Annotated in this window: 23 protein-coding genes and 1 tRNA gene; 7 read left to right on the top strand and 17 right to left on the bottom strand. The window is 62.9% G+C overall.

The window, feature by feature from the left end; genetic code table 11:
- Positions 1-6 precede the first annotated feature (6 nt).
- Together ACFQ6Y_RS29170 and ACFQ6Y_RS29165 are read left to right on the top strand one after the other, a co-directional pair.
- The gene (locus ACFQ6Y_RS29170; protein ID WP_378449308.1) at positions 7-654 is read left to right on the top strand and encodes a TetR/AcrR family transcriptional regulator; all 648 of its coding nucleotides are present in this window, start codon (positions 7-9) and stop codon (positions 652-654) included.
- A gap of 394 nt (positions 655-1048) precedes the next feature.
- Positions 1049-1174 (top strand): hypothetical protein, encoded by a 126-nt coding sequence (locus tag ACFQ6Y_RS29165; protein WP_003941303.1) that lies wholly within the window; start codon positions 1049-1051, stop codon positions 1172-1174.
- Between the two features lie 82 nt (positions 1175-1256).
- On the opposite strand, the gene dcm is transcribed toward ACFQ6Y_RS29165, so the two are convergent.
- Positions 1257-2552 (bottom strand): DNA (cytosine-5-)-methyltransferase, encoded by a 1296-nt coding sequence (gene dcm, locus ACFQ6Y_RS29160; protein ID WP_378640199.1) that lies wholly within the window; start codon positions 2550-2552, stop codon positions 1257-1259.
- 159 nt (positions 2553-2711) lie between these two features.
- Positions 2712-2782, bottom strand: a tRNA-Cys gene (locus ACFQ6Y_RS29155).
- A 233-nt stretch (positions 2783-3015) separates the two neighbouring features.
- Here ACFQ6Y_RS29155 and ACFQ6Y_RS29150 point away from each other — a divergent pair.
- Positions 3016-4302, top strand: coding sequence for a multidrug effflux MFS transporter (locus ACFQ6Y_RS29150; protein WP_378539433.1), 1287 nt, complete (start codon positions 3016-3018; stop codon positions 4300-4302).
- Here ACFQ6Y_RS29150 and mraY read toward each other — a convergent pair.
- Positions 4299-5375: a phospho-N-acetylmuramoyl-pentapeptide-transferase gene (gene mraY, locus ACFQ6Y_RS29145; protein WP_003941316.1), complete on the bottom strand. Its 1077-nt coding sequence runs from the start codon at positions 5373-5375 to the stop codon at positions 4299-4301. The genes ACFQ6Y_RS29150 and mraY overlap by 4 nt on opposite strands.
- 85 nt (positions 5376-5460) lie before the next feature.
- On the opposite strand from mraY, the gene ACFQ6Y_RS29140 reads away from it, so the two are divergent.
- Positions 5461-5994 carry a MarR family winged helix-turn-helix transcriptional regulator gene (locus tag ACFQ6Y_RS29140; protein WP_054825961.1) on the top strand — a complete coding sequence of 178 codons (534 nt, stop codon included), beginning with the start codon at positions 5461-5463 and terminating at the stop codon, positions 5992-5994.
- 91 nt (positions 5995-6085) lie between these two features.
- On the opposite strand, the gene ACFQ6Y_RS29135 is transcribed toward ACFQ6Y_RS29140, so the two are convergent.
- From ACFQ6Y_RS29135 to ACFQ6Y_RS29085, 11 genes are all read right to left on the bottom strand, one after another.
- A complete protein-coding gene (locus ACFQ6Y_RS29135; protein ID WP_003941374.1) occupies positions 6086-6862 on the bottom strand; it encodes an enoyl-CoA hydratase in 777 nt (258 codons plus the stop codon).
- Positions 6862-7755 carry a 3-hydroxyisobutyrate dehydrogenase gene (gene mmsB / locus ACFQ6Y_RS29130; RefSeq protein WP_003941308.1) on the bottom strand — a complete coding sequence of 298 codons (894 nt, stop codon included), beginning with the start codon at positions 7753-7755 and terminating at the stop codon, positions 6862-6864. The genes ACFQ6Y_RS29135 and mmsB overlap by 1 nt, the downstream gene beginning before the upstream one ends.
- 23 nt (positions 7756-7778) lie before the next feature.
- Complete coding sequence (locus ACFQ6Y_RS29125) at positions 7779-8837, bottom strand: enoyl-CoA hydratase/isomerase family protein (RefSeq protein ID WP_378640195.1); 1059 nt, start codon at positions 8835-8837, stop codon at positions 7779-7781.
- Positions 8834-9994, bottom strand: a complete 1161-nt coding sequence (locus ACFQ6Y_RS29120; protein WP_378539430.1) for an isobutyryl-CoA dehydrogenase — start codon at positions 9992-9994, stop codon at positions 8834-8836. Before ACFQ6Y_RS29120 ends, ACFQ6Y_RS29125 begins: the two co-directional genes overlap by 4 nt.
- Before the next feature lie 14 nt (positions 9995-10008).
- Positions 10009-11559: a CoA-acylating methylmalonate-semialdehyde dehydrogenase gene (locus ACFQ6Y_RS29115; RefSeq protein ID WP_214888709.1), complete on the bottom strand. Its 1551-nt coding sequence runs from the start codon at positions 11557-11559 to the stop codon at positions 10009-10011.
- Between the two features lie 132 nt (positions 11560-11691).
- Entirely contained in the window at positions 11692-12411 is a 720-nt protein-coding gene (locus tag ACFQ6Y_RS29110) for a copper homeostasis protein CutC (RefSeq protein ID WP_378640192.1), read from the bottom strand.
- 1 nt (position 12412) lies between these two features.
- Entirely contained in the window at positions 12413-13192 is a 780-nt protein-coding gene (gene nagB / locus ACFQ6Y_RS29105; RefSeq protein ID WP_378449301.1) for a glucosamine-6-phosphate deaminase, read from the bottom strand.
- Positions 13180-14421 (bottom strand): N-acetylglucosamine-6-phosphate deacetylase, encoded by a 1242-nt coding sequence (locus ACFQ6Y_RS29100; RefSeq protein WP_378640189.1) that lies wholly within the window; start codon positions 14419-14421, stop codon positions 13180-13182. The genes nagB and ACFQ6Y_RS29100 overlap by 13 nt, the downstream gene beginning before the upstream one ends.
- Complete coding sequence (ptsP, locus tag ACFQ6Y_RS29095) at positions 14418-16091, bottom strand: phosphoenolpyruvate--protein phosphotransferase (protein WP_378640187.1); 1674 nt, start codon at positions 16089-16091, stop codon at positions 14418-14420. The genes ACFQ6Y_RS29100 and ptsP overlap by 4 nt, the downstream gene beginning before the upstream one ends.
- Positions 16091-16360: an HPr family phosphocarrier protein gene (locus ACFQ6Y_RS29090; RefSeq protein ID WP_019749212.1), complete on the bottom strand. Its 270-nt coding sequence runs from the start codon at positions 16358-16360 to the stop codon at positions 16091-16093. Before ACFQ6Y_RS29090 ends, ptsP begins: the two co-directional genes overlap by 1 nt.
- 2 nt (positions 16361-16362) lie before the next feature.
- On the bottom strand, positions 16363-17706 hold the full coding sequence (locus ACFQ6Y_RS29085; protein WP_378539426.1) for a PTS transporter subunit EIIC: 1344 nt from the start codon (positions 17704-17706) through the stop codon (positions 16363-16365).
- A gap of 328 nt (positions 17707-18034) precedes the next feature.
- Between ACFQ6Y_RS29085 and ACFQ6Y_RS29080 the strand changes: the two genes are divergently transcribed.
- A complete protein-coding gene (locus ACFQ6Y_RS29080) occupies positions 18035-18265 on the top strand; it encodes a PTS glucose/sucrose transporter subunit IIB (RefSeq protein ID WP_283307394.1) in 231 nt (76 codons plus the stop codon).
- The gene (locus ACFQ6Y_RS29075; protein WP_378640182.1) at positions 18262-18720 is read left to right on the top strand and encodes a PTS glucose transporter subunit IIA; all 459 of its coding nucleotides are present in this window, start codon (positions 18262-18264) and stop codon (positions 18718-18720) included. The genes ACFQ6Y_RS29080 and ACFQ6Y_RS29075 overlap by 4 nt, the downstream gene beginning before the upstream one ends.
- A gap of 54 nt (positions 18721-18774) precedes the next feature.
- Here ACFQ6Y_RS29075 and ACFQ6Y_RS29070 read toward each other — a convergent pair whose 3' ends face one another.
- From ACFQ6Y_RS29070 to ACFQ6Y_RS29060, 3 genes are all read right to left on the bottom strand, one after another.
- Complete coding sequence (locus ACFQ6Y_RS29070) at positions 18775-19524, bottom strand: GntR family transcriptional regulator (RefSeq protein WP_019749216.1); 750 nt, start codon at positions 19522-19524, stop codon at positions 18775-18777.
- A gap of 149 nt (positions 19525-19673) precedes the next feature.
- Positions 19674-20447 (bottom strand): SWIM zinc finger family protein, encoded by a 774-nt coding sequence (locus ACFQ6Y_RS29065; RefSeq protein WP_378640180.1) that lies wholly within the window; start codon positions 20445-20447, stop codon positions 19674-19676.
- Complete coding sequence (locus ACFQ6Y_RS29060; protein ID WP_378640179.1) at positions 20444-23260, bottom strand: DEAD/DEAH box helicase; 2817 nt, start codon at positions 23258-23260, stop codon at positions 20444-20446. The genes ACFQ6Y_RS29065 and ACFQ6Y_RS29060 overlap by 4 nt, the downstream gene beginning before the upstream one ends.
- 63 nt (positions 23261-23323) lie before the next feature.
- Here ACFQ6Y_RS29060 and ACFQ6Y_RS29055 point away from each other — a divergent pair, with 63 nt between their 5' ends.
- A complete protein-coding gene (locus ACFQ6Y_RS29055) occupies positions 23324-24244 on the top strand; it encodes an NADP-dependent oxidoreductase (RefSeq protein WP_378640177.1) in 921 nt (306 codons plus the stop codon).
- Positions 24245-24310 lie beyond the last annotated feature (66 nt).

The following is a 24310-nucleotide window of genomic DNA, read 5'->3' as shown; positions in this document are numbered from 1 at the left end:
GTCGGAATGGCTGCAGTCCCCCGCTCCCCCGAAGACCGTCAGAGGCAAATCCTCGAGGTGGCAGTGCACATGTTGCGGACCGAGCCTTTCGATCAGTTGTCGATGGACCGGGTTGCGGCCGAGGCCGGCGTCTCACCGCCGCTGCTGTTCCACTACTTCAAGAACAAAAAGGGTTTCCAGAACGCCATACTCGAGGCCGCCTCGGCCGATCTCGAAGATCGAATGCGGCCGGATCCCGAGCTACCGATCACGTCCCAGCTGCGTTCAGGTATCGAGACTTTCGTCGACGCCGTTATCGAGCACCCCACCATTTACCTTGCCGTTATGCGGATGGCCGGCAGCGGCGACGTCCGGATGCGCACGATCTACCGCGGGATGCGCCGCACCTTCACTACGTGGATCGTCGCCGCGCTCACGGATCTGAGCATCGAGTCGAATGCGACGGTCGAGGCAACCATTGCCGGATGGCAGGCATTCATGGAGGAAATCGTCGTCAACTGGATCGACGAGCCGACCCTCGAACGAGGCGAGATGGTCGACCTCTGCGAACGAATTTTCTACCACTGCCTACCGGCCGCCGGCATCAGCGTCGAGCAAATTGTGGCGGCAACGGTGGCTGCGACAGCTAGCGAGTCCGGCGCAACACAACTGTGATCTGCGCGCCGGGGTTTCACAGGTGGTCACGATTGGGTATCTTGCTTGCAGTGGCGCTGGACCACGACCCCAACACATAAAGGATCCAACATGGAGTCTGTCGAAAACGTATTGCCCGAGGGTGTCAAGCTCGAAGACATCTTGAGTGTCCTCAAGGTCGCAGTTGCGGGCATCGGCCTCATCAGCGCGTTGTCGGCATTCAGCTGATCGCAAAGCGTCATCGACAGGCCGGACTTCGGGGAGTCCGGCCTGTTTTTTGTTTCCGTTCCTGAACAATCCGTGAACTTCTCAGCAACTTCAGCGCAAAGTGGTCATTTCGACCCAAACAAGCGTCCAATTTGCTAATTTGTGTCTGCGACACGAGGTCGCATGGAAACACCACGCAGACACAACCTTGTACATACATACCTGTACATACGACACGGAGGACCGAAACATGGGTTCCATCAACACCCTCAGCGCCGTCATCGACATCATCAAGGTCGTCCAGCCGTTGATCGCCAAGCTCAACCTCAGCTGATTCGCTTGCACCACCCCCCTGCCAGGGCGTAACTCGAAATGGGGCCGACAATGTCGGCCCCATTTTTCGTCGGCGCCATACCTCAGCCGAGCGTCTTCTTGATCTCTCCTGCCAGCGCCAAGGCCAGTTGCGGCGGCACCGCATTGCCGATCATCGTGCGCACCGCTCCCCACTTGCCTTCGAAGACGTAGTCGTCGGGAAAGGTCTGGAGGCGAGCAGCTTCTCGAACAGTCAACGATCGCGTGTGTTTCGGATGCACGTTGCGTGAAGCCGAGATCATCCCGAACGTGGTTCCGACCGTCGACGCCGGTTCGTCCCACCGCAGTCGCTTGTACGTCGTGTTGTATCCGGACGACGGTCGCATGGCCGGATCTTCGTTGTCATGAGCCGACATCCCTTCCGGCACATCACGCAGCCACCGCAGGACGTGCTCGGGATGCTCGACGGCCCAGTGCAGCGGGTCCGTCTCGCAGGCCTGCCCGGATTCCAGCGGAGCCAGGTCGACGGTGGCGTCACGAAAAGTTCGCAGCGGCGCAACACCATTCACGCCGTGAGTCGTCGGCGGAAAACGCAGTGGTCCGATACCACTGTCCCGGTGAGTCGCCACGATGAACACTCGCTCCCGGAACTGCGGGACTCCGTAATCCTGCGCATTGACCGTATTGACCGACGCGTCGTAACCACGTGCAGCCATCTCGCCGAGAATCCGGTCGACGACCATCCCGCCGTCCGGGTCTTTCATGCTCAGCAGCAGCCGAACGTTTTCCATCACCACGACCTTCGGCCTCACCAGATCGGCGAGCTCGAGTAGGTTCCGGAAGAGATGGTTACGCGGATCGTCGCGGTCTCGGCGGCCGGCGAGACTGAAACCCTGACACGGCGGTCCCCCGGCCAAAACATCGATATCCACTTGTGCCAGAAGATCTTTCACACGGGCTTCGTCGATCGCCCGGATGTCCTCTCCGAGGCACTTCGCGCCGGGGAAGTTCCGATCGAAGGTAGCGCGCGCCTCCGGCACGACTTCGATGTATCCCTCTACCGAAAACCCCGCCATCCGAAAGCCTTCAGCCATACCGCCACAACCGGAGAACGCCGTCAATACGGTGGGGCCGCCGCTTCCTGCCCCCGCGACCGCACGCCTGGCCACCGAGGCGGGGTCGTTGACCGGTGTCGCCCGACGCGCACGGGTACTACCGCTCGATCGCTTCCGCGGCGCCGCGTACGTGCCCTCGCGCTTCGCGGATTCCAATGCGGTGAGGGCCGCGAGAACTGCTCGCTCCGCCGGTGGTTTGGGATACGCCTTGTCGAGTTCCCACGCGGAGACGACGGCTGACGAGACTCCAGCGAGGCGGGCGAACTGGAATTGACTGATCCCCACGTCCAAGCGCCGCGATCGCAGGTCCTGTCCCGAAATCAAATCAGTGCCTCACTCATGTGGTCCGCTCGCTCCGGCAGCCCAGACTATCTCAGCCGACGACGCGAACCAGGACTACACAAGAGAGACCGGCAGGCGGTACGCCTGTCGGTCTCCGACACGAGCGGATGACGGGATTCGAACCCGTGTGAACGGCTTTGCAGGCCGGTGCCTAGCCACTCAGCCACACCCGCGTCACTGAGTAACTCTGCCCCGAGTGACGGCGTCGAACCACAGTTCCGCTCAGCATGATTCGAGTGCAATCCCACCAAGCGTTCCATTCTCTGGGAAAACTGCGGGCCCTTCGGGAACAAATCGGTCAGTCTCGATGCTGACTCCCTCGGTGGGCGCAGGTCATTCGATTACGGCCCAAATTTCGACCGAACGACCGAGCAGTTCGCCAGACCCAGACAACCCAGAAGGTTTCATGAGTGCCGAGAACACCGCCGTCGCCCCGCCCGTCAAGGCAGCCCCGCCTGTGAAGGCAGCTCCGCCCTCGGAGGCGGCCCCGCTGGAAACGAGCAGTGTCGACCGCAAGCCGAGTGTCGGCAAGATCCTGGCCCTCGGTTCCATGACGGCGCTCGGGCCCTTCACCATCGACATGTACCTGCCCGCGCTGCCGGATATCGGCGCCGATCTCGGGGTCTCGTCGTCAACGGTTCAGCTGACGATCACCGGAACTCTCATCGGCCTCGCACTCGGACAGCTGTTGGTCGGGCCGCTCTCGGACACTCTCGGCCGCAAGAAGCCGCTGCTTGCCGGAATCGGCGTGCACATCCTGGCGTCGCTGCTGGCGGTCTTCGCACCGAGCATCGCGGTCCTCGGCATCCTGCGGGTCTTCCAGGGCATGGGCGCGGCGGCCGCGGCAGTGGTCACCATGGCGATCGTCCGCGACCTCTACAGCGGTAACACCGTTGCCGTCGTGATGAGCCGGCTGATGCTCGTGCTCGGTGTTGCACCGATCCTGGCGCCCAGCATCGGCGGCGCTCTCCTCGTCGCCCTCGACTGGCGCGGGATCTTCGTCGTCCTGGCATTGATCGGCGTCGGCACGGCGATGATCGGGGCGTTCGGACTCGCAGAAACACTACCGAAGGAAAAGCGTCGCCCGAGCGGATTGAAGTCGGTTCTCCGTACCTACGGTTCGCTGCTCGGCGACCGCACGTTCATGGTCCTGACGCTCGTCTCCAGCGTCGGCATGGCGTCGTTGTTCGCGTATGTCTCAGGCGCGTCATTCGTCTATCAGGACCAGTACGGCCTCAATCAACAGGAGTTCGCGCTGCTCTTCAGCGCAGGCGCTATCGCGTTGATCGGTGCTTCGCAGGTCAACGTCCGACTGCTCGACCGCTGGACTCCTCAGCAGATCACCAAGTGGGCGCTCGTCGCTGCGGTTGTCTCCGGCGCGGTAGTTATCACTGTCGCGGTCCTCGAACTGGGCGGGCTGGCCGGATTCGTGATCGCACTGTGGGTCATGGCAGGCGCCATCGGCTTTGTTCTCCCCAACGCCCCGGCGCTGGCTCTCGCTCGTCACGGCGAAGCGGCCGGTACTGCTGCGGCGATGCTCGGTGCGTTTCAGTTCGGCGTCGGCGCGGCCATCGCGCCCGCCGTCGGCCTACTGGGAAACACCAGCACGGCTCTGGCCGTCACGATGACGGCGTGTGTGTCGCTCGGGCTGATCGCTCTTCTGGCTACGACCCGAAAGAGTGAATCGGTCTAACCGGCAGCGGAGAACCACTCGCTGTAGAAGGTGGCAAGTCCCAGGACACACGAGATCGCGACGAAGATCCAGAATCTTGCGATCACGACGGTTTCCGGCCAGCCGAGTAACTCGAAGTGATGATGGATCGGGGCCATCTTGAATACGCGTCGGCCGGACGATCGGAACACCAGAACCTGGATGATCACCGACAGGATCTCAGCGACGAACAGGGCGCCGATGATGACCATCAGCAGCTCGGTGTGCGTCGTGACGGACAGGCCGACCACCAGGCCGCCGAGCGCCAAGGAGCCGGTGTCGCCCATGAAGATCTGAGCCGGGGCGGCATTCCACCAGAGGAAGCCCAGGCACGCTCCGCCTGCTGCGGCAGCAACGATCGCGAGATCGAGAGGGTCACGAACGTCGTAGCATCCGGCGGCGGGCTCGAGGACACACGAGTTCCGGTACTGCCAGCCGGCGATGACGACGTAGGTCCCCAGGATCATGCCCATCGAGCCGGCTGCGAGACCGTCGAGACCGTCGGTGAAATTGACGGCGTTGGACCAGGCGAACACCAGAATGCAGAAGAAGACCACAAAGCCGATGGCCCCCATCGAGAACACCGAGATGTCACGAACGTGGGACAGATACTGACTGCCTGGTGTGACTCCGTTGTTGTTGGAGAACTGCAGGAACAGAATGCCGAAGATGATAGCGCTCGCCAGCTGACCAACGGTCTTGGCCGTCTTGTTGAGCCCGAGGTTGCGCTTCTTGCGGATCTTGATGAAGTCGTCGAGAAAGCCGACGATTCCCAGTGACGTCGCGAGCGCGAGAACCAACCAACCGGACGCAGACAGCCGCGGTAGCCGCGAGCCGAAACCGATGATGTGTGCCGCCAGGTAGCCCGCCCACATGCCGGCGATGATCGCGATGCCGCCCATCGACGGGGTGCCACGCTTGCCTTGGTGACTCTGCGGGCCCTCGATCCGAATCTCGTGCCCGAGCCCCTGCCGCGAAAGCACACGAATGAGAAACGGAGTCAGGAAGAGGGCGACGAACAACGAGACGCCACCCGCGACGAGGATTGAAATCACCCGTGGGACTCTACAGACGTAAGCGGCTGCGACACACAATCAGACAAGGCACCCGACCGCTTCGGAGCATGGGATGATCGACCTTATGTCTCCCCCCGCACCGCTCCCCCTCGACCCCATCGAAGAGGCGCATCGTCAGTGGACGGAGCACGGGTGGAGCGACGTCGCCGACGGTATGGCTGCGGTCACATCGGTGATGCGAGCCCAGCAGATCATGATGGCGCGGGTCGAAGAGGTACTCAAGCCGCTCGGGTTGACCTTCGCCCGCTACGAATTGCTGACGCTTCTCACCTTCACCAGGTCGGGCGCACTCCCGATGGCCAAGGCAAGTGCCCGCCTCCAGGTTCACCCCACCAGTGTCACCAATGCCGTCGACCGTTTGGAGAAAGCGGAGTTGGTCAGGCGGGTCCCGCACCCCAGTGATCGACGCGCGACGCTCATCGAGATCTCCGACGCCGGTCGCGCACTGGCCCTCGAAGCGACCGAAATGCTCAACAGCAAGGTGTTCGCTCACCCCGGACTCCAGCAGGACAAGCTCGAACAATTGGTGACGATCCTCACTGAGCTTCGCAAGACCGCCGGGGACTTCGACACCGGCGGCGCGCCCACCAAGTGGTGAACCGACCACCCGTACACAAAGAAACTGCCCTCACACTCTCGACGAGTGTGAGGGCAGTTTCAGCGGTCTAGAAGTTCAGCGGTGCTCGAGTTCAGCGGTGCTTGAATTCTGCCGACCGCTTCTCCACGAACGCGGTCATGCCTTCCTTCTGATCCTCCGTCGCGAAGGTCGAGTGGAACACCCGACGCTCGAAGCGGACGCCCTCGGCGAGGGTGGTCTCGAAGGAGCGGTTGACTGCTTCCTTGGCCATCATCGCAATCGGCAGCGACATCTCGGCGATGGTGGTTGCGGTCTTCAACGCGTCGTCGAGCAGATCGGCGGCCGGAACGATCCTGGCGACCAGGCCTGCGCGCTCGGCTTCTTCTGCGTCCATGTTGCGGCCGGTGAGGCACAGTTCCATGGCCTTGGCCTTGCCCACGGCGCGCGTAAGGCGCTGCGAGCCACCGATACCCGGAATGACACCGAGCTTGATCTCCGGCTGACCGAACTTCGCGGTATCCGAAGCGATGATGAAATCGCAGAGCATCGCAAGCTCGCAGCCACCACCGAGCGCGTACCCGGAGACAGCTGCGATCAGCGGCTTACGAGCTGCTGCAACGCGGTCCCACGGGGTGAAGAAATCCTCGACGTATGCGTCCATGTACGTCTTGGACTGCATTTCCTTGATGTCGGCGCCGGCGGCGAAGGCGCGCTCGGAACCGGTGATCAGGATGGCTCCGATGCCGTTGTCCGCTTCGAGGTCGGCAACCGCAGCGACGACCTCGTTCATCAGCTCGGAGTTCAGTGCGTTGAGAGCTTTCGGGCGGTTGAGCGTGATGACGCCGACGCGACCCTTACGCTCGAGGATGATGGTGTTGAAGTCGGTCACTACTGTCCTTCGGTCGAACGGTCACGGATGTCGTTGATGATGGCAGAGAAGTCCTGACCGCCACCGCCCGCAGCATGGAAGCGACTGTAGAGTTCGGCGGCCTTGAGCCCGATCTCCGCATCGACGCCGTTGTTGCGCAGCGCATTTGCAGCCAGACCGAGGTCCTTGTCCATCAGCGCGACAGCAAAGCCGGGCTGGTAGTCGTTGTTGGCCGGGCTGGTGGGGACCGGTCCCGGTACCGGGCAGTTGGTGGTCAGTGCCCAGCACTGCCCCGAGGCGTTGGACGCCACATCGAAGAGCGCCTGGTTGCTCAGGCCGAGCTTCTCGCCCAGCACGAACGCCTCGCTGATCGCGATCATCGAAATGCCGAGGATCATGTTGTTGCAGATCTTGGCAGCCTGGCCGACACCGGCGTCGCCGCAATGAACGACCTTGCGGCCCATCACGTCCAGCAACGGTGACGCGGCCTGGAAGTCCGCTTCGGAACCGCCCACCATGAATGCGAGAGTGCCTGCGGTTGCCCCTACGACTCCACCGGAGACCGGTGCGTCGACGCTGCGGTGACCGGCTGCTTCGGCTTTGTCGTGTGCCTCGCGGGCATCGGCGACGTCGATGGTGGAACAGTCGATGAACAGCGTGCCCGGTGTTGCCACCGGCAGCAGTTCTTCGTACAGACCGAGAACATGCTTACCGCTCGGCAGCATCGTGATCACGACGTCAGCACCGCGAACGGCGTCGACTGCCGAATCCGCTACCGATGCACCGTCTTTGACTGCCTGCTCCAGCGCCGCGGGTGCCAGGTCGAAACCGACGACCTTGTGTCCGGCCTTGACGAGATTGGCCGCCATCGGGCCACCCATGTGACCGAGTCCGATAAATCCAATGGTGCTCATTAGTGATGCTCCTTCGGCGGTGATCAGTTGCCTTGCAGTTGGGGGGCGAGTCCGAGCTCGTTGTCGCCCAGCGGGGCGAAGTAGGCGTCGACGGATTCTGCGGTGACATCGTCGAGAGTTGCCGGCAACCACTTCGGGTTTCGGTCCTTCTCCACGACCTGGGCGCGAATGCCCTCGACCAGATCGTGTGAGGCGAGCGCAGCCGTCGAGACCCGGAACTCCTCGTTGAGGACTTCTTCCAAGCCTGCTGCTTCCTTGGCATGGCGCAGGGACCGCAGGGTCACCGACAGTGCGATGGGCGACTTGCCGAGAATCTGCTCCGCGGCCTTCTCCGCCTCGGGGATTGCACTTGCGCGAAGACGCTCCACGATGGTGGAGACGTCGTCTGCCGAGTACGCGGCGTCGATCCAACTCTGCTGGGCCAACAGCTCCGACACCGGAGCCGGCTCCGCGTATTGCGCCACGGCGTCGGCAACCGAAGAAGAGGCGAGCGCAGCGATGAACGTCTCGATGTTCTCCGACGGGATGAAGTGATCCGCGAAGCCTGCTGCGATGGCATCGCCAGCGCTCAGACGCGCCGTGGTGAGCGCGATGTGCGTTCCGAGTTCGCCGGGAGCGCGCGAGAGCAGGTACGTTCCGCCCACGTCGGGAATGAAACCGATTCCGGTCTCGGGCATTCCGATCATCGAGCGCTCGGTCACGATGCGAATGTCGCCGTGTGCGGACACTCCGACGCCTCCGCCCATGACGATCCCGTCCATGATCGCGACGTACGGCTTCGGGTAGTTCGCGATCTCGGAGTTGAGGATGTACTCCTCACGCCAGAAGTCGAGCGAACCGGTCTTGCCGTCCTTGGCGTCGTGGTAGATCGAGACGATGTCGCCGCCGGCGCACAGACCACGTTCGCCGGCGCCCGTGAGTACGACGGCCTTGACGTCGTCGTCGGACTTCCATTCCTCGAGGGCCTTGGCCATCGCCTTGACCATCGAGTGGTTGAGGGCGTTGATCGCCTTGGGCCGGTTGAGGGTGATGAGCCCCAGCCCATCACGCTTTTCGATCAATACCTCGAGCTCGTCGCTCATGCTGCTCCCTGCTTTCCCTGACCTGATGCGACCACGCTGCGCGCGATGACCACCCTCATGATCTCGTTGCTGCCTTCGAGGATCTGATGAACGCGAAGATCGCGAACGATCTTCTCGATCCCGTACTCAGCAAGATAGCCGTACCCGCCGTGAAGCTGGAGAGCCTTGTTGGCAACGTCGAATCCGGTGTCGGTGGCAAAGCGCTTGGCCATCGCACACAACTCCACGACGTCAGGCGCTCCGTCTTCGAGTGCTGCGGCGGCGCGCCATAGCAGTGTCCTGGCAGCCTCGAGTTCCGTGCGCATGTCGGCGAGCTGGAACTGCAGGGCCTGCGACTCGATCAGTGCCGAACCGAAAGCCTTACGGTCCACCAGATATGCAACGGCCTTCTCCAGCGCCGACTGAGCCCCACCGACCGAGCAGGCGGCAATATTCAGCCGGCCGCCGTTGAGACCCTTCATGGCGATGCGGAATCCGCTGCCCTCTTCACCGAGCATGTTGGCAGCGGGAACGCGCACGTCTTCGAAGATCACCTGGCGAGTGGGCTGCGCGTTCCATCCCATCTTGACCTCGTTGGCACCGAAGGACAGTCCGGGTGAATCCTTGGGCACGATGAACGCCGAAATGCCCTTGGCACCTGCAGAGCCGGTGCGGGCCATCACGACGTACACGTCGGAAGTGCCTGCGCCGGAGATGAACTGCTTGACCCCGTTGAGGATGTAGTCGTCACCGTCGCGAACAGCCTTGGTGCTCAAGCCCGCAGCATCGGATCCCGCACCGGGTTCGGTGAGGCAGTAGCTGCCCAGCTGGTCCATCGAGCAGAGTCCGGGAACCCACTTGTGGCGCTGTTCGTCGTTGCCGAACTGGTCGATCATCCACGTGACCATGTTGTGGATGGAGATGTACGCGGCGATCGACGGATCACCCTTGGCGAGTTCTTCGAAGATCCGGGCAGCGTCGACGCGGCTCAGTTCACTGCCACCCACGTCTTCACGAATGTAGATACCGCCCATCCCCAGGGACGCCGCCTTACGGAGGACGTCCACCGGGAAATGCTTGGTCTGATCCCACTCCACTGCGTTGGGCGCCAGATGCTCGGCCGCGAAGTCGCGGGCAGTGTCACGAATCGCCCGCTCGTCATCGGTCAGAGTAAACATGGAAAGTGTTCCGATCAGTTCATCGTGGGGATGACGAAGTGGTTGTCAGGAGCGGAGTCTACGGAGCGACCCTCCTGACCTGCTTCCTTCTTGCCGGAAGGCCAGCGCTGCGTCACGGTCTTGGTCTTGGTGTAGAAGCGGAAGGAGTCGGGACCGTGCTGGTTCAGGTCACCGAATCCGGAGCGCTTCCAGCCACCGAAGGTGTGGTACGCGATCGGGACCGGGATCGGCACGTTGACGCCGACCATGCCGACGTTGACGCGAGCGGTGAAATCACGCGCGGTGTCGCCGTCGCGGGTGAAGATGGAGACGCCGTTGCCGTACTCGTGTTCGGTCGGCAGACGAAGTGCCTCTTCGTAATCGGCAGCGCGTACCACCTGTAGGACGGGTCCGAAGATCTCTTCCTTGTAGATGCGCATGTCCGAGGTGACGTTGTCGAACAGGGTTGCGCCGGCGAAGAATCCGCCTTCGTGGCCTTCGAGGGTGAAGCCGCGGCCGTCGACGACTGCCGTTGCGCCCTCGTCGATGCCGATCTGCACGTAGTTGTTGACGCGGTCGAGGGCATCCTGGCAGACCAGGGGACCGAAATCGACGCCTTCGTCGTCACTGCGACCGATCTTGAGCTTCGCGACGCGTTCCTTCAGCTTCGCGACGAGAGCGTCCGCGGTCTCCTCGCCGACGGGCACGGCAACCGAGATGGCCATGCAACGCTCGCCGGCGCTGCCGTAGCCCGCGCCGATCAGGGCGTCGGCAACCTCGTCGAGGTCGGCGTCCGGCATGACGATCGCGTGGTTCTTGGCGCCGCCGAAGCACTGTGCGCGCTTGCCGTGAGCTGCGGCCGTCTCGTAGATGTACTGAGCGATCGGCGTGGAGCCGACGAAGCCGACGGCCTTGATGCGATCGTCGGTGAGCAGGACGTCGACAACTTCCTTGTCACCGTTGACCACGTTGAACACACCCGCGGGCAGTCCCGCTTCGAGGAACAACTCGGCCAGGCGCAGCGGCACGGAGGGGTCGCGCTCGGAGGGCTTGAGGATGAAGGCGTTACCGGCGGCAAGGGCGGGGCCGGCCTTCCACAGCGGGATCATCGCGGGGAAGTTGAAGGGCGTGATGCCGGCAACGACGCCGAGCGGCTGACGCATGGAGTACACGTCGATGCCGGTGCCGGCACTCTCGGTGAATTCACCCTTGAGCAGGTGCGGAGCGCCGACGGCGAACTCGATGACCTCGAGGCCGCGCTGGATGTCGCCCTTGGCGTCGGCGACGGTCTTGCCGTGCTCGGACGAGAGGAGGCGGGCCAGGGAATCCATCTCCGCCTGAGCGAGCTGCAGGAACTTCATCAGCACGCGGGCGCGCTTCTGCGGGTTGAACGCTGCCCACACCAGCTGCGCCTCTTCGGCATTGGCGATGATGGCTTCGGTCTCGGCCTTGCTCGCGAGGGGGACGCGGGCCTGCACCTTGCCGGTGTTGGGATCGAACACGTCTGCAAATCGATCAGATGTCCCGGGAACACGCTTGCCACCGACGAAGTGCGTCAACTCGTGAACCGTCGCATTTTCAACCATTGTGCTAACCCGTTCCTTGCTCGTATGGACCGCCGAGGAGGCAGCAGTGAATATGTCTACCATCCTATAGTTGGATGTCCATGTATGTCTAGAGCCCAAGCGCCGTGAGTGGTTAAGGAGTCCCGGGGCTCCCTAAGCACTCACAGCGCGGAGCGCGACTGCCGCTTCCTGCGCGACTACGGCATCGGTGACGTCGTATCCATCCGATCCCCCACCAGGTCCGCCGGACACCGCGACAACCTTGCGTGCCGAGAGATGCACCGCATCGACGCCGACGGCAGCGATTGCCGCAATGTCGTCGACGGTTATTCCGCCACCCGCCATGATCTGGATCCGGCCCGCGGCATGTTCGACCATTCGCCGAATCTCTTCGAGTCCCTCACTGCAAGTGTCCGCTCCACCGGACGTCAGCACGCGGGTCACGCCGAGGTCGATCAGTTCGTCCAGCGCGGTCAGACGGTCGGTCACCACGTCCATCGCACGATGTACTGTCACCTCGACTCTCGCCGGGTCGACGCATCCGATGATGCGGCGCAGCACGACGGTGTCGATCGAATTGTCTTCTGTCAGCGCGCCGATCACGATGCCGGCAGCTCCCCCCGCCACGGCAGCACGGACGTCGTGCTCCATCACCCACACTTCGTCGGGTGAGAACACAAAACCTCCGGCGCGCGGACGGATCAGCGGGTGTACCGCGATCCCCACTTCCGACGCTGCCTCGATCACGCCGATGCTGGGCGTCACTCCCCCCGTCGGGCCGAGGGCCGCACACACCTCGACTCGAGTTGCTCCTACCGAACGCGCGATCCTCGCCCCCCGCACGTCCTGCACAGCCAGTTCCAAGACGGTCATGTCAGAAGGACTGCCACGACGGCTTGTGTTCGAGCGCGTACCGGTAGTAATCGGCAAGCTTGAGCGAACTGGCCGCAGCTTCGTCGATCACGACGGTGACATGGCGGTGCAACTGCATCACCGAGGCCGGGCAGAACGCGGACAACGGACCTTCCACCGCGGCAGCGATCGCATCTGCCTTACCTTCTCCGGTCGCGATCATCACCAGATGCCTTGCATCGCTGATGGTTCCGAGGCCCTGGGTGAGCACGTGGTGCGGGACGTCGTCCACACCGTCGAAGAACCGCGCATTGTCGATCCTGGTCTGTTCGGTCAGTGTCTTCACGCGGGTGCGCGACGTCAAGGACGATCCGGGCTCGTTGAAGCCGATATGGCCGTCGGTGCCGATGCCGAGCAACTGCACGTCCACTCCCCCGGCCGCCGCGATGCTGTGGTCGTACCGGGCGATCTCCTTCTCCGGGCACGGCGCTTCACCGTTGGGGCTGGACACCATCGCCGGATCCAGGTTGACGTGATCGACGAACTCCGACCGAATCACCGAGTAGTACGACTGCGGATGCCGTTTCGGCAATCCGAGGTACTCGTCGAGCAGAAAGGCGCGGGCCAGCGAGAAGTCGAGTTCGGCGTCGCGATGCCGCGCTGCCAGTTCACGATAAGTTCCGATCGGCGACGACCCCGTTGCGAGCCCGAGCGTCGTCGCCCCGGCTCTGACATATCCTTCGACGATGTCCGCGACGGTCGAATCGACCTCCGCGGGTGTCGGCTGAATTACGATTTCCATGATTCTTCCTTTCCGGCGGCCTTTCCGCCGAGTAGTACACGCCCCAGGCGCAATTGACGATCTGTGACCACGATGTCGGCGCGAGCGCCGACGGCCAACGATCCGAGTAGGTCGCCCAGTCCCAGCAGGCGCGCTGGGCTCCGAGTTGCTGCTGCGACCGCGTCTTCGAGAGCGACTCCACCGTCGAATACGGTGCTACGCACCACATCGAGCAATCTTGCAGTCCCTCCGGCGATGGCACCGGAACTGCCGTCGGTGGTCGCGAGCCTCGCGACGCCTTCGTGCACCGTGACGTCGAGAGCGCCGAGTTGGTAGTCGCCGTCGTCCATTCCGGCAGCCGCCATGGAGTCACTGACCAAGGCAATCTGGTCCGGCCCGACCGCGTCGAAGACCATCGACACGGTCTCGGGAGCAAGATGCACTCCGTCCGCGATCAGTTCCACCACCATCTCGCCTCGCGCCGCCGCCGCCAGACACGCCGCTACGGGGCCCGGCGATCGATGGTGCAGCGGCGGCATCCCGTTGAACAGGTGGGTCGCACTGATCTGCCCGGCCCAATTCCCTTGCACTGCAGCACCGATGCGCGCCGACGTCGTTGCCGCGTCGGCATCGGTGTGACCGAAACTCGGCACGATGTTGCGATGTCGCATGATAGCGAGCAACTCTTCGAAGTTCTCGGTCTCCGGTGCCAAAGTCATCGACCGTACGGTGCCCCGCGCGGCGTCACACACGGCTTCGAGCAGATCCGGATCACCGGGAATGATCGCCGCCGGATCCTGGGCACCGCAGCGGACGCCGTTGATGAACGGCCCCTCGAGGTGGATACCCAGAAGTTCTCCGCGTTCTACCAGGTCGGCGAGCATCGTTGATTGCCGCACCAGATCTGCGCGCGGCGCGGAGACCAGGCTGGCCAACATTCCGGTCGTGCCGTGCTCGCAATGATGCGCTGCGGCGCGGCTCGCACCATCGGCGTCGGTGTTCGGAAAACCAGCACCCGCTGCGCCGTGACTGTGGACATCGATCAGTCCAGGCATGATCAACGAGTCGGAACGTTCCGGAATGGCAAAGACGGGCGCCGACGCGACGTAGTCCGCAGCCGAGCCGACCCAGCTGATCTTCTGACCGTCTACGACGACAACGCCGTCGTGAATCTTGCCGATCGGTGACCCGATCACCGTTCCCCGCAGCACAATCGGATCGATTACTGTGGCCGAGCCTGGTGTGCTCATGCGGACTCGCGAATCCGCGCCACGGCTGCTCTACCCTCGATCGGGTTTCGCGCGCCCCGCGCCGCAGCTGCCATGTCCTTGCACACCGCCAGATCGAGTGACGCCAACTGAGCGCGCACGGCGCCCAACGCCGGGACCGACATCGACAGGCTCGTGACGCCCAAACCGACCAGAACCGGAGCCAGCAGCGGATCCGACGCGGATTCACCGCACACGCCAACCGGTTTCCCGGCGTCGGCGCCCGCCTGACCGACCATCGCGATCAGATCGAGGACCGCCGGCTGCCACGGATCGAGCAGCTGCGCCAGGCTCCCGGCCATACGATCCACGGCGCAGGTGTACTGACTCAGATCGTTGGTGCCGATACTGACAAAATCGAGATGCTCGAGGAGGTCCCTTGCCCGCAAAGCGGCAGCTGGAATCTCGATCATCGCTCCCACTTTGCCGATTCCCCGCGAACGCGCAAGTTCTGCAAAGTCTTTCGCTTCGTCAGCCGTGGCCACCATCGGCGCCATCACCCACAGGTCGGCGCCCGTCGCGTTTCCTGCGGCGGCAAGAGCGTCGAGCTGACTGATCAGAGTGTCGGGATAGACCGTGCCGACTCGTAACCCACGGATGCCGAGTGCCGGGTTCTCTTCGACCCCGAGATCGAGAAACGGCAACGGCTTGTCCGAACCCGAATCGAGAGTGCGGACCACGACCTTCTGTCCGGCGAAGTGTTCGAGCACAGACGTGTACGTCTGGGCCTGCTCCTCCACCGAAGGAGCGTCGTGACGCCCGAGATACGAGAATTCGGTACGGAACAGTCCGACGCCCTCACAATCCGCCGCCCCGGCCCGGGCGGCGTCCTCGAGGGTTCCGATGTTGGCCGACAATCTCACCGCGAATCCGTCGCGTGTGCGACCCGGACCATGTGCCGAAGCCAACTGCTCTGCCGCGCAGGATGCTTCGAGGGCTACCCGCTCACACATTTCTGCAGAGGGATCAATGGTGACCGTTCCGGTAGTGCCATCGAGGATGAGGAGTTTGCCCTCCATCAGCAGGTCGGTTCCGGAGCAGTTGACCACGGCCGGGATTCCGAGCGACTTCGCCAAGATAGCCGTATGGCTGGTCGGGCCTCCTTCCGCGGTCAACAGTCCGACCACGTCGCTGTCACCGAGAGTCGCCGTGTCCGCCGGCGCCAAGTCGCGCGCCACGAGGATGTACGGGTGACCCGGAGTGGGGATTCCGGGCATCGGCTCACCGCGGAGCACGGCAACAGCTCGCTGTCCGAGATCACGCAAATCGGTTGCCCGTTCGGCCATGTATCCGCCGAGCGCCGTGAGCTTTTCACAGAACGTGTCGAAGGCGATCGCCACCGAGTGAGCTGTCGGCAACCCGGACTCCAGGTTCGCCTTGGCCGCCTTCACGATGCCCGCGTCGCGCGCCATCGCAGCAGAGGTCGTCAGGATTTCCGCGGGTACACCTTCGACGGACTGTGCACGAGTGAGCAGTTCCTCCGCCACGGCGTCCAGTGCCTCTCGGATTCTGTTCAGCTCCGCCTCGGGACTGCCCGTGACCCGATCCGACGCCGAGGTCGGTTCGGGCGTGGAGAATCGCAGCCACGGCGCACATACCGAACCCGCGCTCACTCCGATACCCGCAATGCGGTTGTCCACACTCGCCGTCATCAGGCTTCGTCCAGTTCCGAAGCGAGAAGCTCTGCGAGTGAACCGACCGCGGCATCGGCGCCGTCACCGTCAGCACGCAAGGTCACCGAATCGCCGAATGCGGCACCGAGAGTCATGACCGACAACATGCTGGAGGCGTCGACGGGTTCGCCGTCGCCGAGCGAGATGGTGACGTCGACCGGTAGGTCGGCCGCGGCGCGCGCGAAGAGCGCTGCGGGTCGGGCGTGGAGTCCGACGCGGGATCCGATTGTCGTGGTTGCGATCGCCATGTTCAGCGTCCTTCCAGTTCCTTGTCGAGCTTGTGTTCAAGTTCTGCGACGAGTGGGGCGTCGGTGCGGGTATCGCCCTCGGCTGCGAGTGCCAATTCGGCCTCGAGCAGCGCGGGGTCGGGCTCACCTGCGGCCACCTCGACCTCTTCTTCTCGTCCCGGCGTGCGCAGGTTCCACTTCTTGATCACGAAACTGAAGAGGAAGTAGTAGATCAGCGCATACCCGAGCCCGATCGGGATCAACATCCAGGCGTTGGTCGCCTTGCCGAAGTTCAACACGTAGTCGAAGAAGCCTGCGGAGAAGGTGAATCCGTCGTGGATCCCCAGCGCATTGACCAGCGCCATCGACGTACCGGTCAACAGTGAGTGGATGACGTACAGCGGCCACGCGACGAACATGAAGGAGAATTCAAGAGGCTCGGTGATACCGGTGAGGAAGGCGGTCAGGCCGGTGGAGAGCATGATGCCGCCGACGAGCTTCTTCTGAGAAGGCTTGGCGTTGCGCCAGATTGCGAAGGCTGCAGCGGGGAGGGCGAACATCATGATCGGGAAGAAGCCGGTCATGAACGTACCGGCGGAGGGGTCGCCGGCGAAGAACCGGTTGAGGTCGCCGCGAACGATCTGACCGCTCGCGTCCTGGTAATCGCCGATCAGGAACCACACGGCGGAGTTCAAGATGTGGTGCAAGCCGGTGGGGATCAGGAGGCGGTTCGCTGCGCCGTAAATGCCGCCGCCGACAACGGTATTGGAAGCAACTGCTTCACCGACCCAGTTGAGGCCGGAGTTGAACAGCGGGTACACGAATGCCATCAGGACACCGACGACAAGACCGGTGATTGCCGTCAGAATGGGAACGAGCCTGCGCCCGTTGAAGAATCCGAGATAATCGGGAAGCTTCGTTCGATAGAACCGCTGCCACAAGATCGCCGACAGCAAGCCCATCACGATGCCGGCGAGCACACCGTAGTTGATCAGGGATTGATCCCCGTTCGGGTCGGTTTTCCCTTCGAGAACGATCGGCGACATCGCCTTGAACACTCCGTCGATCACCATGTAGCCGACGACGGCTGCCAAGGCAGTCGAGCCGTCGGCCTTCTTGGCCCAGCCGATCGCGATACCGACGGCGAAGATCAGCGGCAGCCACGTGAAGACGGCTTGTCCCGCCGCAGAGATCACGGCCGCGGCACTGTGCATCGAACTGAACCGCCCGAGCAGGTCGTCCTGACCGAGGCGGAGCAAAATTCCCGCAGCCGGCAGAACTGCGATCGGAAGCATCAAGCTTCGGCCGAGGCGTTGAACCCCGGCGAACACTTTCGATTCCTTCTTCGGGGTGTCTTCGAGAGTCATCAAAGGACCTTCTTCGTTCGCCGGGCCGCGTCGCGATCGGCCAGTGGTTCTGGAAATTCGGGTGTCGTGCACGTGCAGGTTTCGTGAAAATGCTGGTCACGGTTCATGCTCGGAAGTGAGGCCGAAACCGTTTTGTCGAAACTGTTGTGGAGCCGGACTTCCAACGGGTACTGTCCGGTCATAACCAGTTGTAGTTTTACCTGGTGGAGGCGAGTTGTCAACACCCAAATGTGACATACGTAACCGGGATAGCCTTGACCAGCAACTAGTCAGCCCACCTGTACGACCGTTCAACGATCACGACCAACCCGACAATCAGGAGCAGCAAATGTCGAAAGCGGAAGCAATCATCAAGGGCCTCGGCGGCGCAGAGAACATCGTCGAGATCGAAGCGTGCATCACCCGCCTACGCACCGAGGTCAAGGACGGCGCGAAGGTGAACGAAGCAGCGCTCAAGGCTGCCGGCGCACACGGCGTACTCAAGGCCGGAACGGTCGTCCAGGTGATCGTCGGACCCGAGGCAGACACCCTTGCCGAGGATATCGAGGACATCCTGTGACGGTCGTCCTCGCCCCACTGCCCGGCCGGGTCGTCGCACTGGCAGACGTCCCGGACCCGGTGTTCGCTCAGCAGATGGTCGGCTCGGGCGTCGCCATCGAACCTGCCCGCGATCAGGGGCCGCTCACCGTTGTCGCGCCGATCAGCGGGAAGATCCTCAAACTTCACCCCCACGCATTTGTGATCTTCGGAGAGAAAGCCACCGGCGTGCTGGTCCATATCGGCATCGACACGGTCAAACTCGAGGGCGACGGATTCACGCTGATCGCCGCCGAAGGTGACACCGTCGATGCGGGTGATCCCGTCGTCAGCTTCGATCCAGCGCACATCGACACCACCGGCTACTCGGCGATCTGCCCGGTTGTGGTGATGGATTCCAAGCCGGACACCGTCGAATCCCCTTCGGTCGGTAGCGACGTCACCACCGGCGACACGCTGTTCGACTGGTCGGCGTAACGCAAAGGGCGAGCACACCGGAAGGTGTGCTCGCCCTTTCGCTTCGAACGATGACTACTGGTCGCCGCGCGTTTTGGGCCGCGCTTGACCCTGGACTTCCATCTGCAACTGGTAGCGGTCGGATCGGTACCAACTACGAGTGTGCTCGACCGGTGCGATCTCGCTGAACGACACTCGATCGAAGTACAAGACCGGAGCGCCTTTACGAGTGCCCAGGAGAGTCGCGATCTCCGTACTGGCACCGTCTGCACTGACCGTCTGTTCTGCCCGATCGATCGGCTTGTCGTACTTGTCAGCAGTCGCCCGGTAGATCGACCCCGTCAAGTCCATGTCGAGCAGACCCGGCAACAGTTCAGGATTGAACCAGCCGTCGTCAACGCTCACCGGCTCGCCATCGGCGAGGCGTAAGCGCTTGACGTGATAGCCCTCGGAACCCGGTCGCATATTCAGTGCGGCAGCAGTACTTTCGGGGACAGGACCCTGTTCACTGACCAGGACCACAGTAGTGGGATGGTGCCCCTGGGCACGCATTTCTTCGGTGAACGACGCAAGGTGCAGCTTGGACTGGACGGCACGGTGCGCCACGAAGGTGCCCTTGCCACGCACACGCACGAGATGTCCGTCATTGACCAGTTGTCCGATGGCCTCACGAACGGTGATCCGACTGACGCCGTAGTCCTGCATCAGGTTTCGCTCGCTGGTCATCAAGTCGCCAGGCTGGAGTTCTTGGGTGCACTTGCGCAAGAGAATGGTGCGCAACTGCTCATGTTTGGGTATTGCGCTGTCGCGCAAATGAACGGGCATCACAGCGACTGTCCCTCCGAGAAATGAATAGTCGTCTATTCGCCGACGATATCGATATGAAATCGCGGGCAGGTCCCGACCGGACCGGTCCAATTAACGATACTGGAATTCACGACAGGAAACTAGCACCAGTCCGGAGTTGTCCGTTTTCAACCGTCCAACCGTCGGTAGATGGACCGTATTTCGTCCAAGGCGACGTTCTGCTGAGCCATGTCCAATCCCAGTGCCGCAACCGCCTCGCGCAGCCGTCGGACATCCAGATCGTCGATCGCCGCACGAAAAGGCACCTTCGGTAGCGCCGGCAGCGCGGCCGCGATTCCGAACCAATTCTCGACGTCGAGCGGAACTGTCGACTCGTCTTCCACTCCGCCGATCAACTGCTCCAGGTCGACACCGCGAAGTCTCAGCAACCTCAGCGGATCGGTGTCGATTCGCTCGGCGGTCAAGAACGCCACGGCCGCAGCGTGTTTGCACGGCCAACCGACATCGGGGCAGGTGCAGTCGAAGCGGAAAGCAGACGGGCCGTCCGGTATCAGTTGAGCGGCAAGCATATCGGGGACAGTGCCGGACACCAGTGCGGCAAGGCTTCCCGGCACTCGGCGGATCTTGGTGATGATGTCGTCGATATCCGATTGATCAAGGGTCTCGATCGACAGAGTGGAAACAAATGGCTGCAGTTGACTGCCCTGAACTTCGGCCGTCACCACTCCCGGTTCGATGTCGAGCGCCAAGACCTGGCCCGAACGCGCGTACGTGCGCCCCCGAGTGACACGAGGTTTGTCGCCGATTTCTTCGACGACGCGGACAAAAGCCTTGCCCCAGAACGTCCTCCCGAACGCGGGGCGGGGCTTGACCGGCGCAGGGGCTCGTCGTCGAGGCCCGGTGTACTCACTGAAATCGGGGCCCTTGCCGCGCGCACTCATTCGCCCACCGCGTCGTCGCCGAGTCGCAACAACTCGTCCAGTTGCTCGACGCTCATCTCCGTCACCCAGTTCTCGCCCGTCCCAACTGCAAGTTCAGCGAGTTCGCTCTTACTCGCGATCATCGTGTCGATCCGCTCTTCCAAAGTTCCGACGCACACCATCTTGCGGACTTGCACGTTCTTTCGCTGGCCGATGCGGAACACACGGTCCGTCGCCTGATTCTCCACCGCGGGGTTCCACCATCTGTCGAGGTGAACCACGTGATTGGCCGCTGTGAGATTCAGGCCGGTGCCACCGGCCTTGAGCGAGAGCACCATGATGGGCGGGCCGCCTTCACCTTGGAACGCCTCGACCATGGCGTCCCTTCCGGCTTTCGATACTCCGCCGTGCAGGAACGGAACATCGGTGGTGAACCGGTCGGCCAGGTACGGCACCACTAATTCTCCGAACTCACGAAACTGTGTGAAAAGCAGAACCTTCTCGTCGTCGGCGGTGACCGACTCGACGATGTCCTCGACAAGACCGAGTTTTCCCGAACGGTGTTGCCCGCGGCGCATCATCGGCGATCCGTCGCGCAGGAAGTGCGCCGGATGATTGCATACCTGTTTGAGTTTGGTCAGCGCAGAGAGGACGGCACCCTTGCGCTTCATGCCTTCCGTCCCCTTGATCTGCGCCATCATCTCGTCCACCACCGCGCGGTACAACGCGGCCTGTTCCTCACTGAGATTCGCTCGAACCGTCATCTCCTGTTTCTCGGGTAGATCCGCGATCACGGAGGGATCGGTCTTCACCCGCCGCAGCACAAATGGTGACGTGACGGCTCGCAGTCGCGAGACGGCAAGTTGGTCTTTTTCCCGCTCGATCGGTACGACAAACCGTTTGCGGAACATCTGCTCCGAGCCGAGCACCCCTCGATTGGCAAAGTCGAGGATGGACCGTAATTCGTCCAGTCGGTTCTCCACCGGCGTTCCGGTGAGAGCAACTCGGTGGTCCGCAGGAATGCTGCGAGCAGCGCGCGCCTGAGATGTCTTGGCGTTCTTGATGTGTTGAGCTTCGTCGAGCACCACTCGTCGCCAGTCGAGATCCTTGAGCGCCGCGACGTCGCGAGTCATGAGTGCGTAGGTGGTGATCACCAGATCACTCTCACGAACTGCCTGTTCCAACTCCGCCCCGGTAGCGCGGTCCGAACCGTGATGGACGTAGACACGCAGGCTCGGCACAAATCGCGCCGCTTCACGCTGCCAGTTTCCGACCACCGACATCGGGCACACCAAAAGCGTTGCTGTCTTGGACTTCTCGTGCGCAAGTAGCGCCAACAGTTGCAGCGTCTTACCCAAACCCATGTCGTCGGCCAATACCGCACCGAGCCCGAGAGCGCTCATGTACGCCAACCAGTCGAGACCGCGTCGTTGATACGGACGCAAAGTCGCATTGACCGTCGACGGCACCGCGACCTGCTGCGGAGCCACCGACTGGTCGAGCAAGGCGGAAGCCCATCCGGTTGCCTTCACTTCCTCGACCGGCAGGTCTTTGAGGTCGTCGGCGATCAAGTCCTTGATCAGATCGACAATCGCTCGGTCCCCGCTCGAATGCCGTTGATTGACAAAACGAGCCGCGCGGGCGAGGACGTCTTTGTCTGCTTGAACCCACTCGCCGCGCAACTGGACCAGATCGGACTTCGCGTCGACGAGTCGGGTCATTTCCTCGGCGGTGAGAACCTTGTCTCCGAGCGCCAATTCCCAATCGTATTCCAGCAATTGGTCCATACCGACCGTACGATTCTCCGCCACGATAGGAGATGCCGCCGACGTCACCCGCACACGCAGTGAGGGAGAAACCACGTTCCACGCACGCGGGAGCAGCAGCGTGATCCCTCGCTCCCGCAAGACAATCGCGCCATGTCCGACCAAGTCCATCACGACAGGAGTGGGCAGCAACAGGTCGAGACTGTCTTCGTCTCGCGGCACGTCGCGAAAACGGGGGTAAGCCTTGATCGCCTCTTCCAGCTTCCGACTGCCGAGCTGGATGCGTTTAGGGTCGGCACGGTGAAGTCGAACACGCTCGGGCGCTTCGCCTTCGGGACGCAGGCACACCTGCAGGCGCCACAGCGCATCGTCGTCCGGGTCGGAATTGTCGTCGAGTTCCGGCTCGATCAGCCGCAGAACCAGGTCCGGCTCCCCGGCGGTGAACGTGGATCCCCATTCGGCGAGTCCCTCGGCCGCTCGTACCGACACGTCGTCGAAAGCGTCCCCGGACAACACGGCCTGCCACAGCGGGGTCTGCACCACCGGATGCGAGTCCCCGAGAGCACGACGGACGATCGGGTCCGTGAGTTCGTTCGTGATGTCTTCGATCGTCGCCCGCGGCGAACCGATCGCCCGCTGCACTGGCGGCATCGCCACTACCAGTTCGCCGATCCAGGCGCGCTGGCGTTCCCCCACCGACAACTGCCAGCGTGGCCACCAACTTCCTTCAGCCCGCGTCAGTGCGGGGACCACCCGTCCGGCACGCACCCACTGGTCTATTCCTCGCGCCACATGTACGAGAAAGTGCAGGTCTCCCGCAATTCGCTGATCGTCGGCCTTGAACCGCAGCAGGAGATCGACTGCGTCCGGCGGCGCCAACGCAACAGCTGCGTACTCACTCTGCAAAGGCCCGCCAGGTACGGGCGGCATAGCGACATTCACACGATGACGGAACTTGCGATGCAGGACAGCACTGACCGGATCACGGGGATCGTCGGTCCCGGCACCGTCGTGCCCGTCGACCCACAGTTTGAGCCCCGATCCCGGTGACCAGAGTCCATGCAGCATCCGACCATCCAATCAGGTGCCACCGACACCGCTTCCCGCCTACCGGGCAATAGGCTGGCAGTCATGACGACGGCATACGGCTTCACCGAGTACGGCGGACCCGACACACAGTCCTACTTCGACGTCACCCTGCCACCGCCCGGCGCGGGACAACTGCTGGTGTCGGTCCGAGCTGCGGGAGTCAACCCAGCCGACTGGAAGGTTCGCGCTGGTACCCGAAAAGACACCGTCCCGGTGACGCTGCCTGCGGTTCTGGGCCGCGAAGTGTCCGGTGTTGTCATCGGAGTAGGTCCGCGGGTCACCGAGTTCGAGGTCGGCGACGAAGTATTCGGCGCTACCGCCACCGGCTTCGGCGGCTACGCCGCGTCGACATTGCTCAACGTCTCCTCGACAGCACACAAACCGCCTACCGTGTCCTGGGCCGATGCCGCAGTGCTGACGGTTGCGGCAGGAACGGCCTACGACGCACTCCACGATCTCGGTCTGAAACCCGGGGCGACACTCCTGCTGCTCGGCGCCGGCGGCGGCGTTGGTCGCAGCACGATCGCGCTTGCACTGGCGCGGAGTATCAACGTGATCGGTGTCGCGAGCGAGTCCAAGAGAACCGCGATCGAGGAAGTGGGAGCACGTTGGGTTGCGTCGGGGGACGGCTTCGCAGACGACGTGTCCGCGTTGTCCCCAGCCGGAGTGGACGCGGTTTTCGACCTGGTCGGCGGGGATACTCTCACTCGCGGCGCTGAGCTCGCCCGACCGGACGCGCCGATCCTGAGCATCGCCGATCCTCTCGCGGCAAGCCGGCTCGGCGGCGGCGGAGTCGAACGCCGAAGGACTACAGCAGTATTCACAGAGGTGGCGGCACTCGTAGCCGATGGGACCCTGAACCCGTTTGTGTCGGGTCGCTACCCTTTCTCCCGCGCTGGTGACGCACTCGCTGCAGTCGAAGACGGCCATGCCGCCGGCAAAGTGGTGATCGAGTTCGGCTGATTCCTGTCGGCCCGCGGTGGTTCAATCACCGTCTACGACGGCGGGGGTTCAATCACCATCTACGAC

This window comes from Rhodococcus sp. NPDC056516 (genome assembly GCF_042794655.1).
Taxonomy (GTDB): Bacteria; Actinomycetota; Actinomycetes; order Mycobacteriales; family Mycobacteriaceae; genus Rhodococcus_F.
The sequence above is the reverse complement of the archived record's forward strand: the minus strand, read 5'-3'. Positions and strand labels throughout refer to the sequence as shown.

Coding starts and splice junctions, on each gene's coding strand:
- ACFQ6Y_RS29120 (WP_378539430.1), bottom strand. CDS start 9,994: ATGTTTACTCTGACCGATGACGAGCGGGCGATTCGTGACACTGCCCGC.
- mmsB (WP_003941308.1), bottom strand. CDS start 7,755: ATGAGCACCATTGGATTTATCGGACTCGGTCACATGGGTGGCCCGATG.
- ACFQ6Y_RS29125 (WP_378640195.1), bottom strand. CDS start 8,837: ATGAGCGACGAGCTCGAGGTATTGATCGAAAAGCGTGATGGGCTGGGG.
- nagB (WP_378449301.1), bottom strand. CDS start 13,192: ATGGAAATCGTAATTCAGCCGACACCCGCGGAGGTCGATTCGACCGTC.
- ACFQ6Y_RS29100 (WP_378640189.1), bottom strand. CDS start 14,421: ATGAGCACACCAGGCTCGGCCACAGTAATCGATCCGATTGTGCTGCGG.
- ACFQ6Y_RS29115 (WP_214888709.1), bottom strand. CDS start 11,559: ATGGTTGAAAATGCGACGGTTCACGAGTTGACGCACTTCGTCGGTGGC.
- ACFQ6Y_RS29140 (WP_054825961.1), top strand. CDS start 5,461: ATGTCTCCCCCCGCACCGCTCCCCCTCGACCCCATCGAAGAGGCGCAT.
- ACFQ6Y_RS29070 (WP_019749216.1), bottom strand. CDS start 19,524: ATGCCCGTTCATTTGCGCGACAGCGCAATACCCAAACATGAGCAGTTG.
- ACFQ6Y_RS29065 (WP_378640180.1), bottom strand. CDS start 20,447: ATGAGTGCGCGCGGCAAGGGCCCCGATTTCAGTGAGTACACCGGGCCT.
- ACFQ6Y_RS29150 (WP_378539433.1), top strand. CDS start 3,016: ATGAGTGCCGAGAACACCGCCGTCGCCCCGCCCGTCAAGGCAGCCCCG.
- ACFQ6Y_RS29170 (WP_378449308.1), top strand. CDS start 7: ATGGCTGCAGTCCCCCGCTCCCCCGAAGACCGTCAGAGGCAAATCCTC.
- ACFQ6Y_RS29085 (WP_378539426.1), bottom strand. CDS start 17,706: ATGACTCTCGAAGACACCCCGAAGAAGGAATCGAAAGTGTTCGCCGGG.
- ACFQ6Y_RS29110 (WP_378640192.1), bottom strand. CDS start 12,411: ATGACCGTCTTGGAACTGGCTGTGCAGGACGTGCGGGGGGCGAGGATC.
- ACFQ6Y_RS29090 (WP_019749212.1), bottom strand. CDS start 16,360: ATGGCGATCGCAACCACGACAATCGGATCCCGCGTCGGACTCCACGCC.
- ACFQ6Y_RS29055 (WP_378640177.1), top strand. CDS start 23,324: ATGACGACGGCATACGGCTTCACCGAGTACGGCGGACCCGACACACAG.
- ptsP (WP_378640187.1), bottom strand. CDS start 16,091: ATGACGGCGAGTGTGGACAACCGCATTGCGGGTATCGGAGTGAGCGCG.
- ACFQ6Y_RS29080 (WP_283307394.1), top strand. CDS start 18,035: ATGTCGAAAGCGGAAGCAATCATCAAGGGCCTCGGCGGCGCAGAGAAC.
- ACFQ6Y_RS29060 (WP_378640179.1), bottom strand. CDS start 23,260: ATGCTGCATGGACTCTGGTCACCGGGATCGGGGCTCAAACTGTGGGTC.